The 12680-nt window shown below is 32.7% G+C and carries 9 protein-coding genes; all 9 read right to left on the reverse strand.

The window, feature by feature from the left end:
* Positions 1-1125, reverse strand: coding sequence for a tRNA epoxyqueuosine(34) reductase QueG (queG, locus tag EB239_RS11350; protein ID WP_003870208.1), 1125 nt, complete (start codon positions 1123-1125; stop codon positions 1-3).
* A complete protein-coding gene (locus tag EB239_RS11355) occupies positions 1125-3485 on the reverse strand; it encodes a Lon protease family protein (protein ID WP_003870209.1) in 2361 nt (786 codons plus the stop codon). Before EB239_RS11355 ends, queG begins: the two co-directional genes overlap by 1 nt.
* Before the next feature lie 107 nt (positions 3486-3592).
* Entirely contained in the window at positions 3593-3820 is a 228-nt protein-coding gene (locus tag EB239_RS11360; protein ID WP_003868666.1) for an alpha/beta-type small acid-soluble spore protein, read from the reverse strand.
* A gap of 83 nt (positions 3821-3903) precedes the next feature.
* On the reverse strand, positions 3904-4092 hold the full coding sequence (locus tag EB239_RS11365) for a ferredoxin (protein WP_003870210.1): 189 nt from the start codon (positions 4090-4092) through the stop codon (positions 3904-3906).
* 122 nt (positions 4093-4214) lie between these two features.
* Positions 4215-4871, reverse strand: coding sequence for a helix-turn-helix domain-containing protein (locus EB239_RS11370; RefSeq protein WP_003870211.1), 657 nt, complete (start codon positions 4869-4871; stop codon positions 4215-4217).
* A gap of 56 nt (positions 4872-4927) precedes the next feature.
* A complete protein-coding gene (locus tag EB239_RS11375) occupies positions 4928-6268 on the reverse strand; it encodes a radical SAM protein (RefSeq protein WP_129545148.1) in 1341 nt (446 codons plus the stop codon).
* 143 nt (positions 6269-6411) lie between these two features.
* A complete protein-coding gene (locus EB239_RS11380) occupies positions 6412-7971 on the reverse strand; it encodes a methyl-accepting chemotaxis protein (RefSeq protein ID WP_318261377.1) in 1560 nt (519 codons plus the stop codon).
* 223 nt (positions 7972-8194) lie between these two features.
* Positions 8195-9838 (reverse strand): nucleoside kinase, encoded by a 1644-nt coding sequence (locus EB239_RS11385; RefSeq protein WP_003870215.1) that lies wholly within the window; start codon positions 9836-9838, stop codon positions 8195-8197.
* A gap of 1549 nt (positions 9839-11387) precedes the next feature.
* Positions 11388-12605 (reverse strand): IS256-like element ISTwi1 family transposase, encoded by a 1218-nt coding sequence (locus EB239_RS11390; RefSeq protein ID WP_129545149.1) that lies wholly within the window; start codon positions 12603-12605, stop codon positions 11388-11390.
* Positions 12606-12680 lie beyond the last annotated feature (75 nt).

Below are 12680 nucleotides of genomic sequence, written 5' to 3' on the forward strand. Positions count from 1 at the left end.
TCACCCTTTTAACCTATTTATCGCTTTTGCCATCATTTCTTTAGCAAATTCATCTTTTTCTTCAATTAACGCTTCCTTTATTTCAACCACGACTTCTTTATCTTTGTCGCACAAATGAGAAAGAGCCCATGCACTATATCCTCTCAAAAGAGGACTTTGTGACTTTAACAAGTTTTTTATAGGCTCTATACAACTTTTTTCCTTTGTATTGACACAAGCAATTATAGCATTTCTTATTATAATACTTTTTCCCCTCCAAGAGGAAGAAGTTGGTCCAAAAATTTCTGCAAATTCCTTTTTTGACATATTTAAAATTTCTATTAAGTCATGTCTTGGCAGTAACTTATCCGGTACAAATTCTGGCCTTACTACCTTTTTTGCTCTTTTATTAAAAGGACACACTTGCTGGCAAGTATCACAGCCATATATTCTTCTGCCCATTTTTTTAGCTATTTTTTCTTCTATTTTGCCTTTTTTGACTGTAATATAAGACAAACATTTATTGGCATCTATTATATAAGGTTCAGCTATAGCATTTGTAGGACAAGCTTTTATACACAAATTACAATCCCCACATTTAGTTTTTTGCGGTGCATCCGGCTCAAAATATTTGTTTATGAGTATTTCTCCTAAAAAAATATATGAACCATATTCATCGTTTATTATAAGTCCATTTTTCCCAAACCACCCTATCCCTGCATGGTAGGCAATTTCTCTTTCTAAAAGCGGGTTATTGTCCACTAAACATACTGTTTTTACTTCTTGGCATTTTGATTTTATAAATTCAGAAAGTTTTTCCATCTTCTCTTTTAAAACTTTATGATAATCTACTCCCCAGCTGCTTCTTGAAATTATACCATAGCTTCTACTATAATATTTAATCTCATGTTCCACATTATATGATAAAGCTATGGCTATAATAGATTTCACTTCAGGCAAAATAAATTCAGGAGAGATTCTTTTTTGAATATCTCTCTCCTCAATAGAACAACTATAGCCTAAATTTTCTCTTTCTTTTAGAAAATTGTTATATTCTTTCAAACAATCAGGACTTGCAAAACCTACTAAGTCAATGCCAATTTGTTGTGCAAATTTTTTTATCTCTTCCTTAGTTACACAATCCACTATTTATCCCCTTTATCTTCTTTTTTATTAGACAATAATCCATAATAATATTTAAGCTTTCTATAAACTTTATCGTAAATTTCTTCAAAGCTTTTTCCTGTCAAAATTTCTATCCCTTCTTCAATTGTTTTTACACTGTAGATGTGGAAAAGCCCTCCTTTAACTGCTTCTATAACTTCTTCTGTTAAAACCAAATTATTGACATTTTGATGAGGAATTATTACTCCTTGCTCCCCTGTCAAACCTTTTTCTTTACAAACCTTGTAAAATCCCTCTATTTTATGGGTCACTCCTCCCACCGGTTGTACCTCCCCAAATTGATTGACTGACCCTGTTACGGCAATTCCCTGTTTTATAGAAACTTCTGCAAGGCTGGAAAGGAGTGCATAAAGTTCTGTACTGGAAGCACTATCTCCTTCTACTCCTTCATAGGACTGTTCAAAAACGATTCTAGCAGAGAGGGTCAAAGGGAAATCTTTTGCAAACTTACTCCCTAAATAACCTGTCAATATCATAACTCCTTTGTCGTGTATTCTACCACTCATTTTTGATTCTCTTTCAATATTTACAACCCCTTCTTCCCCTGGGTATGTGGTGACAGTTATCCTTGAAGGCTTACCAAATTCATAATCCCCTAAATTTATAACAGCTAATCCATTGACAACTCCTACTCTCTCTCCCTCAACATCAACAAGATATATGTCCCTTTTGAAATATTCTAAAACTTTTTCTTCTAGCTTATTTACCCTCTTTATTTTTTCTTCTATAGCCTTTTTAACATGGACTCCTGTAACTACTTGACTTCCTTCCAAACCTGCCCAGGCATCTGCCTCATACAATACTTCCACAATTTCGTTAAAGCGGGTAGTTAATTTGTCCTGGTCCTCAGAAAGTCTAGTACTATACTCTATAACTTTTGCAACACCTTCCCTGTCAAAGGGCTTTAAATTGTTTTCTACACAGTGGGTCTTTATAAAAGAAGCCATATTTTTCATATTTTCTTCATTTAGCTCCATCTCTTCGTTAAAATCTACTTTTATTTTAAAAAGTTTGCTAAAGTCCTCATCATAATTGTAAAGCAAATAGTAAAGATAAGGGGTACCTATTAAAATCACCTTTACATCCAACTTTATAGGCTCTGGTTTTAAAGAAGAAATTGACAAAAATCCATATTGAGAAGATATATTTTCAATTATAATTTTTTCCGTCTTTAAAGACCTTTTTAAAGCATCCCAAGCATAAGCATAAGATAACAGATCTTTTGCTTGCAAAATTAAATAACCGCCATTTGCTCTATGTAATGCTCCAGCTTTTATTTTAGTAAAGTCCGTTGTAGCAACTCCAAAGTCACTTTCGTATTCTATACTTCCTATTATGTTATTATAGTTAGGATTATACTCAAACACAACTGGAGCACCGTCAGTATTGCTATTGTCTACAAGCAAATTAACCATGTACTTTTTTAAAAAGGCTTTTTCTTTCCTCATCAAAAGAGGAAATGGCATATCTTCTCCATCAGTACTCTTAAAACTTCCAATATTTTCTAAGATGTCCTTTTTGACGCTTTCTAAATATTTTAGCACACTTTCATTTACTTTATATCTCCCCTTTAAATCCTCAATCAAATGACCTACAGCAAAGAGACCTATATTATTGTCCAAATTTTTAATTTCATCTCTCGCTTGTTTGTCAATAGATTGTATTTCCTTCCATATTTGAAGAGCTTTTACTTCAAATTCTGCAGCTCTTTTTTCAATTTCCTTTCTTACTTCTTCATCTAACTGTTGAAACTCTTCTTGACTTATTTGCCTTCCTTCTATAACAGGAATGCTTATAATACCTGTGCGAGTATCTTTTAAGACAAATCCAAAACTTTTTGCAAGCGTATTTAATTCTTCCATTAGCTCACTCTTTTTTTCTTGGTATTTCTTTATTATCTCACTCTTTTGCATATCATAAGAATCCGATTCAAAAGCTTTAGGTATATCCCTTTGGAGTTGTTCCACAAAATCCTCCATGTCTTTTTTGAATTGCTTGCCCATTCCAGCTGGTAATTCTATCGCTATTGGTTGAGCAGGTTTTTCAAAATTATATACATAAACCCAATCATTTGGCCTTTCTTCCGTTCTTGCAATCTTCTTTATGTAACTGGAGGCAAAACTAGTTTTACCAGTTCCAGTTATTCCTGTTATAAATATGTTGTAACCTTTCTGTTTTATTTTAATTCCAAATTCCATTGCCTTTTTCGCTCTGTCTTGTCCTATTATTCCTTCTAATGGAGGGATTTCTTCAGTTGTGTCAAAATCAAAAACTTCTGGATTTACATATCTTTTTAATCTGTTAAAACTCAACTTTCCCATAACAACACCCACCCAATCTTTTTAATAATAATTATTCGCCAACAAATCAATTTTTCCTCTTTTTACACAAAGAATAAATTTTGGCTGAAGGATAGTCCTCCAGCCAATTAATCTTCTTCATCAATTTTTCCGTCTCTTTCATCCATTTCTTTTTCTGCAAATTTTATCATTTTCTTTACCATGTTTCCTCCTATTTTACCCACTTCTCTTGTAGTCATGTTTTCCCATCCGCGTTTTTCAATATCATCATCTAAATTAAGCTCTTCAGCAGCTTCTTGCTTCAAAGAATCTAACTCATCCTCAGCTTTAGGGTATAACTTTTTTCTTTTCCCCATAAAAACCCTCCATATTTCGTTTTATCAATATTTTCCCCTAAAGCTTCTTTAAAAATGTATGAAAAAACCCGGAAAAATCCGGGTTATTCTTCTTTTATTGCCTCTGTAGGACAAGAGCTCATTGCATCTCTTACGCAATCTTCTAAATCTGCTGGAACTTCATCTACAATTGCATGGGATTTCCCTTCATCATTCCAGTCAAAAACATCTGGGCACATGTCTATACAAACCCCACAAGCTATGCATTCGTCTTGGTCGACATAAACTTTCATACCATTACCTCCTAATCTTTTTATGTAAAATTTTACACATACATTATATCATTAACCTTCCCTTGCTTCAATAGTTTTTAACTTTCTCTTTGAAAATATGCAAAAAAATAAGGCATATAGCCTTATACAATTGCAAGGAGTTCTCTCAAAAAGTTATTGAGTAAATTGACATCTTGCGAATTCAGTTTATTTAAATTGATATAAAACTTTTGAATGTTTTCAGCCAATTTTTTGTCTATATCGCTCTTTACTTTAGTGTACAACAAAACACCTAATACTGCTCCTACAAATAAAACTAAAGAAGAAGTAGGATTAACAGAGGCCAGTAAATTTTCTATACTCTCCATGGAAAGGCCTCCCGCCATCCTAAGTTTTAGTAAAAATGCAGTAATAGCATATGCACAAAATTCTATAGGCTTAGTAGCCTGAAACATCTCATTTAATATTTCCTCAAGAGAATTAGGCTTACTATTTTTTACTTTTTTAATCAAAGTATCTCTTAGGGAATTCCATTCATCTTTATTCGCTTTTTTAAATATTTCATAAGCTTTTTCTGTTGGTAGAAATCTTAAAGTAGATCTTCCTTGGCTTTTTTCCTCCCCAAGGTAATACTCGGTCTTAACAAAATCACCTTTCTCTAATTCCTTTAAAATATCATAAGCTGTCCATTTGCTAATTTTCATTGCCTGCGCCACATCTGTATAGTGAACGGGCTCACCTTTTGAATCATAAAGTTCAGTCAGTGTTTTTAAAAATTCCACCCTCCTATTTGTCAGCATTTCAACACCCCATTAAGTAATACTATCTAAATTTATAGGGGATTTTAGTATTTATGTCAAGCCTCTTTTTTCATTTCCATTTTTTTCTCCCAAATTTCATCAGCTACTTTACCCCAATTATCAGCAACTACCCTTAAATCATCATAGAGGTTCTCTATATGAGCAGCTGGACTTGCTTCTGTGTGTTTAGCACCTGATTCTCTTACTATTTCTAAAAGTTTTTCTGGATTATCAATAAGAGGACATGGTCTTAGATGATCTAGATTAAATGGCTGCCTTTTTCTATAGCTTTTCATAATAGGTGACTGTAATGCTTCTAATAAACTTACTTCATTTATATTTACATTAGAATAATGAATAAAAGCACAAGGCTCAACTTCTCCTGCTGCATTTATGTGTAGATACCTTCTTCCTCCTGCAATACATCCTCCACTGTATTCGCCATCATTCCAGAAATCAATTGCAAAAAGTTCCTTTGTAGCCCTTATATAATTTATTCTTTCATAGCTATACTTTCTCTGTTCAGGTGTAACCATGAAGCTGATATCAGGGTCTCTGCCTATAGGAATATAAGTAAAATACCAAGCAAAGGCAGCTCCTTTATCTATCATCATGTCTACAAATTCATCACTTAAAATTTCCTCTACATTTGTTCTTGTAGATGTAGCTGAATATCCAAACAGCACCCCATTTTCTCTCATCAAATCCATTGCTCTCATAATTTTATCAAAAGTACCTTCTCCTCGTATTGCATCGTTACTTTCTTTGAAACCATTAATACTTACTGCAAAAGTAATATTGCCTACTCTTTTAACTTCTTTTATCATATCTTCGTCGATTAAAGTACCATTGGTAAACAAGTGGAATACTTGATTTTTATGTCTTTCAGCAAGCTTTATAATATCTTTCATTCTGACAGTAGGCTCTCCGCCAGACAAAACTATAAAATATATGCCCAGCTCTTCTGCTTCTGTACATACTCTATCCATCACTTCAAAAGAAAGATTGTGAGGTTTGTACTGTCCTGCCCAGCATCCTACACATCTTAAATTGCAAGCCTCAGTTGGATCCATCAAAATTGCCCACGGAATGTTAATATCTAATTTGTTTTCTAATTCTTTTTGTTTTGGAATTCCTTTCAAGCTAGCATTTATAAAGAAATTAACACCTAAAGTTTTTATAATGTTTTTGTCAATATTTTTAAGAATTTTCATTGCAAATCTGTACCAATTGCTGTCTTTGTCATCTAAAAATCTCTTCACACTTTCTATTTGCTGTTTATGATTGGGCATTATTGCAATTTTTGACAGAAGATTAGCTATTTTGTCTAAATTTTTCTCTGGGTCTTTTTCTACATAGTTAATAACAGCACTGATAAGCGGGTCAATCACATTCATCATAACTCCTCCTCTACTTTATTTTTTATCCCAAAATATCAAACTTACCCAAAAAACCAAAATTCCATTTCAAGAACATTATACCACTTTAAAAATAACATTTCAAGTAATATTTATTATATTTTATGCTTACAAGTACTATTTTATTTACCTAATTGTACATCCCCTCCAAAAACTCCCATTATTTTCTTCTCTGAATTGTAAACAGGAATTGCAATTGTAGTACAAATTTCGTTTGTCGCTAAAGAAATGTAAGGCTCTGTCACTGTTATTTCCCCTTCAATAGCCCGTTGAAACCAAGACCTGTGATATACATTAGAAATTCCTACTTCCATTGAAATAGCCTTTATATCTCCATTATTTAGAATAGAAAATACCAACTCAAAACTTGGATATTTCTTTATTATTTCCATGACTATCTCTTTTGCTCTATTCCCAAACAGCTGTTCCTTGTTTTCTTCTATTATTCTCTGAAGTATCTTTTTAGCCTCTTCAATTTTTCTTTTTTGCTCTTGTGTAAGTTTTACTGTGCTAGAAAATTTTTTAACTAATGTCTGCAATTTTTCTGCAAAGTTATTTAATTTTCCCATCATTTTTTTTAATTCTTCCATTGAAGAAACTTGTTCTTGAGTAGAAGCTAATGTCTCCTGGGTATTTGCTGCAGTTTGTTGTGTAACCGCTGCAATCTTGTGATTGAGTTCTTTAATTTCTTTAATTTTATCGTATTGAGAGTTTACTAAGTTGTCTACAGACATAATCGCCTCTATAACTCTGCTACTAGATTTTACTACATTTTCTATCTTTTCTTTTGCAGTATTTGTATAAGACAAATTTTCTAACGCGTTTTGAATTTCTTGTTCCAATTTCCCCGAAACTTCTTTAATTTTTTCTTGAATGTTTTTAGTCAGTAAAACTATTTCTCCCGCAGCAGAAGCAGACTGCTCTGCAAGATTTCTCACTTCCTGTGCTACCACAGCAAAGCCTTTTCCTTGTTCTCCTGCTCTTGCTGCCTCTATTGCAGCATTTAAAGCTAATAAGTTTGTTTGATCTGCAATTTTATTCACCATTCCAATTATATCTGTTATCTTATTTGCTCTTTCTCTTAAATCCAATACTTCTTTAATTAATTCCTTATTCTTGTTAGCACTTTCTTCTATCCTTTTCATCAATTCAGTCATAATCGCTTCATTTTCTTTTATTACTTTTCCCATCTCAAAGCTTAAATCTTTAGTTTCATTAAATTTACTTTTAATCTCTTTATTAAACTCAAAAGCTTGATTAGCATCCTTGGCAGTTTGCTGAGCAGCTTCTGCTTGCTCTTCTGCCCCCTTTGCAATTTCTTCTAAAGCAGCAGCAATCTCTTTTGCAGCATTGGTAACGTTATCAATCTCATGTGTTAATTTTTTTGACCCAACAACTGTTTGTTCCGCAGTTTGTTGAGATTCTGTAACTAATCTTTTAAAGTTATTCAAAAAGCTATTTAGAGATTTAGCTAACGTTTCAAATTCATCATCACCTTTTATGTCAATTTTTTTCGTCAAATCCCCTTTTGCTATTCCCTCAATGGCTTCCTTCATTTTTTCAACTGCTAAAATCATACTTTTTTCGAACATTATCCAATGAAGTAAAACAGCTATAACAACTGTTACAATAAAAGCCTCTACATAAGGCACAACTGTATTTCTACTTGCAAAATAGGTCACAAAAAAGCAACTAAAATACTGTTTACACCCGCCAAAATAACACCGTACATCAACAGCCTAAACTTGATACTTTTAAGCATAAAAATCCCTCCTGTTTTAGGTTGCATTAATTACAACATAGGTATTAGCCTTTTCTTATTATTTCTACAAAACCTTAAATATTCCTTCTTTTTTTGCAAAAATTCTACAAAATAAAGCAAGAGTCCATTGAAGATTCCTAAACTTAAACATCAAGGCAACTGCCGCCTATAAATTCTCTTATGATAGAATTGGGAGGTATTGCTAATTCATCTTCTAATGGAAGGAAATAACTCAAAAACTCTAATATTTCTTTAGCGATAGAATAAGCAGGATTGTCTTGGGAAACTTTCTTAAGCAAAGGCTCTGCATATTTTTTTAATACAGGTAGCTCATAAGGTAAAAAAGAGTTAAACATGACATCCGCTTGTTCTTGATAAGGGAAAATCCATTTTTCTTCTCCTTTTCTGACCATAGGCCACATGTTTATAGTCTCTGCCGCATCACTAGAACGGAATTGGCTATCTCTCACCATTCGCCTTATTAATCTTGTCTGAGTAGTAGATATTCTATTATGTTCATCAAGATTTAGCTGCGTAATAGCACTCACGTATATTTTATATTTATTATCTTTAGGTATTTGCAAAGTCAATTTTTCATTTAGACCGTGAATCCCTTCCATCAAAATAATTTGATTTTTGTCAAGTTTTACTTTTCTTCCTTCTGGCTCTCTTTCCCCTGTTTTAAAGTTAAAAATAGGGATTTCTACTTCTTCCCCTTGAATAAGCTTTATTAAATGCTCATTGAAAAGTGGCAAATCTAATGCATCTATGGACTCAAAGTCGTAATTTCCAAACTCATCTTTCGGAGTAAGTTCTCTTGGCACAAAATAATTGTCTAATGATATCGGAAAAGGCTTTAGTCCGTTTACCCTCAACTGCACACTAAGTCTATGAATAAAAGAGGTTTTCCCTGAAGAAGAGGGTCCAGCAATAAGCACTACTTTTATCATTTTGTTTGAAGCTATATAATCTGCAATTTTGGATATTTTCTTCTCATGAAATGCTTCAGAAACCAATATTAAATCTCTACCTCTTCCTTGTTTTATCATGTCGTTCAAAGAAGAAACATAAGTTATGTTTAAAATACTTGCCCAGTCCTCTGCCTCTTTAAAAATCGAAGCAAGTTTTGGAACATCCACAAATGCAGGCAAAGAGCGGGGATTATATACATCTGGAGCAATTAAAATAATGCCTGGAAAATAAAAACGTATATCAAATACTTTTAGATACCCTGTAGAAGGTACACAAGGGCTATAGAAAAAGTCCACTGTACCATCACAATAATAAACAGGAACCTTGTCTTTGTCAGTATCTTTAAACAATTTTACTTTCTCAGTCAATCCTTCTTTTTCAAATAGCTTTATTGCCTCTTCTTTAGGCAACATTTTTCTTTCGATTTTTAAATCCTTCTCTATTATTTCTTCCATCCTCTTTTTAATCATAGAAACAATTTTATTGTTGAGAGAATAACCATGTATCTCGCAATACAATCCTTTCCCTAAAGAATGTTCAATAGTAACTGTAGCTCCAGGAAGTAGCTCTTTTACAGCTTTAATAAAAACAAAAGTCAAACTTCTTCTATATATCCTCGTACCTTCCTCAATCGTTGTATCTACAAATTCCACTGTGCTATCCTTTAAAACTGTGTAGTTTAAATCTCTTAGCTCATTATCCACTTTTGCAGCAACTATTATCCCATTGTATCGATGCTCAAAATCTTTAGCAATATTCTCTAATTTTGTGCCTTCTGGGTATTCATAAACATTTCCTAAAATAGTAATTTTCATAAAAATCACCTCAATAAGATTATACATTATTGTAACACAAAATTAAAAGCCCTTTACAAAAATGAGGACTTTTAATTTTTGTCCCACGAAGCCGTAAGGCTATGTTTTTATATTCTTTTGTCTTTAAACAAATTTAACAAATAATTACTTTTTAAATACGAATTTTTTGTTACTGTGCTCATCAATGAGTTTATAATTATCAAGCCTTGTTATCTCTGAACATAGAAATGTTTTATGGGATGCGTAGATATTCTTGTGAAAGCATTCCCGCATAGCTCTCTTCTTTAAATCCAAATGTTTTTATTAATCTGTTAAGCTCTATATGGTGTTAGTATATATTATTGTAGACACTTTAACTCGAACTGGATAAAATAAAAATATAAAGAAGGTTTGCAGTATACAAGCACCAAATTTCAAGAATATATATTATCCAAAGGTAACATAAAACACTCATTTAGTCACAAAGGATGCCTTTTGCATGTATAGAATCTTTTCATGCTTCTTTAAAAAAGGAAGAAGTAATTTTAGCTACTTACTATGATTTTGATACTGCCAGCTTTGCTATATTAGAGTACATTGAAGTCTAGTATAATAGGAAAAGACTACACAGTAGTATAGGGTATATGACTCCACAACAATTTGAAGATTTCATTAAAAAGTCAACATAAAAATTTCGAGTTTTTGTGTCTACTATATTGACATAAATTCAATGCGGATTTTAACGGCAGTATAAATCTGCACAGAAAGTTCCGGAAGACCTTTCCGACGTTAAAAGACAGAAAAATCAAAGAAGAAAAAAGAAATCAAAAAGGGGATAGAAAAGTTTATCATCAAAACCCTGCAACGATGCAGGGTAGCACATATACAAGACACAGTCGCATAAATGGTGTCGGTAATTGTGTGTTATGCAGTATGTGACCTGCTATGAACTGGTGAATTGGGCCGTGGTACTTCTGTACCGCACCTGTAGATTAGGAGAGTGCTCAATTCTCATACCCGGATGGAATTAGGGATCCTGATTCTACCGGGATGCAATGCAGGGAATGTGCTGTCCTGTAACCAACGGGGCAATCTAAGCCGCAACTGGGCGCAAGTCGAAAAGCTACGTAATTCCCGTGGACGACCACCAATGAGATCGTGGGAAGACAAAGCCCTCGACTTCAGTCGTAGGAGGAATTGTATAGTATATTATAAATATATTACTATGTCAAAAGAGCAAAATTAAAGGATAGTGTCAAGATACTGTAGGATATTTTTTAAAGACAACCCCTAAAAATTATTAATTCAAGGTTTCTAACTATCATTTTTTTTGGGAGTGAAAAATATTTTGTGTATTTAGATTAATTATATCCTCTTTCTCAGCAAGAATCAGTTAACATTTTTATCTGTTCTATCTTTAGTATGACCTTTTTTCTATATCTTATGCATGAAAGTGAATAATTTTGGTTAAAATATTTAATTAGGGATACTGTAAGCTTTTCTCTAGAACCTTTGAAGACCTAGGGATTCAAAAGTTCTAGAGAAAAAAATTTTTTCGGGCTTCGCCCACCTATAGGTATTTTTCAAGTCTTCCAGGATACATTATGATTAATTGGTTTAATACTATATCCCAGTTTTTATACCTCACTGTCCATTTCTTTAATACATTCATTGTTACTAAGTATAGCATTTTTTCTAATGCTTCATCAGATGGAAATATTGTTTTTGATTTTGTAACTTTCCTTAACTGCCTGTGGAATCCTTCAATTATGTTTGTTGTATACATTATTTTCCTTACTTCTTCAGGGAATTTGTAAAATGGACTTAATACATCCCAGTTATTCTCCCAACTCTTTATGGCATAAGGATATAGATTCTGCCATTTGTTTTTTAATTTCTCAAATTCATCCCTTGCTATTTCTTCATTAGCTGCTTGATATACTGCTTTAAAATCTTTACTGAATTCTTTAAGGTGTTTATATGACACATATTTGAAGCAGTTCCTTAATTGATGTATTATACATCTTTGTATCTCTGATTTTGGAAATGCTGCTTGTATTGCTTCTTTTATCCCTGTTAATCCATCTACAGAAAATACTAAAACATCTTCTACTCCTCTGTTCTTTAGCTCATTTAATACTCCAAGCCAGAATCTTGAACTCTCATTTTCTCCAATCCATATCCCTAATACATCTTTTATGCCTTCTATCGTTACCCCTAATACTACATAAGCTGCTCTATTGATAATATGACCGTCTGTTCTTACTTTGTAATGGATGGCATCCATAAATATGAAAGTGTATATCTTTTCTAATGGCCTTGATTGCCATTCTTTTATTTCTGGTACTATTCTTTCGGTTATTTTACTTACCATTTCTGCAGATAATTCTATTCCATACAGGTCTTTTATCTGGTCATGAATATCTCTTGTTGACATCCCTCTTGCATATAGAGCTATTACTTTTTCTTCAATTCCTGATATGTCTCTTTTGTATTTCGGAACTATTTTGGGTTCAAATTCTCCTTGTCTGTCTCTTGGAATATCAATTTCCATCTCACCAAATTGAGTTTTTACCGTCTTTTGAGTATAGCCATTTCTTGAATTTTGAGTATCTTTGTCTTTTTTGTCATATCTTTCGTAGCCAAGTTCTGTTGAAAGTTCTGCTTCAAGTATTTCTTGAATAGTATCTTTAAAAAGGTTTTTTAATGATGTATAAAGGTCTGGAATAGATTGAATATTGTTTTCACTAATGAAATTTCTTAATTGTTCTTTTGTCAATAGTGACATTTTTAAAACCTCCTTCTTGGTTTAGTATATATTCTAATTCTTACCAAGAAAGAGGTTTTTAATCGGTTTACACAA

The organism is Thermoanaerobacter ethanolicus JW 200, from assembly GCF_003722315.1.
GTDB classification, from domain to species: Bacteria; Bacillota; Thermoanaerobacteria; order Thermoanaerobacterales; family Thermoanaerobacteraceae; genus Thermoanaerobacter; species Thermoanaerobacter ethanolicus.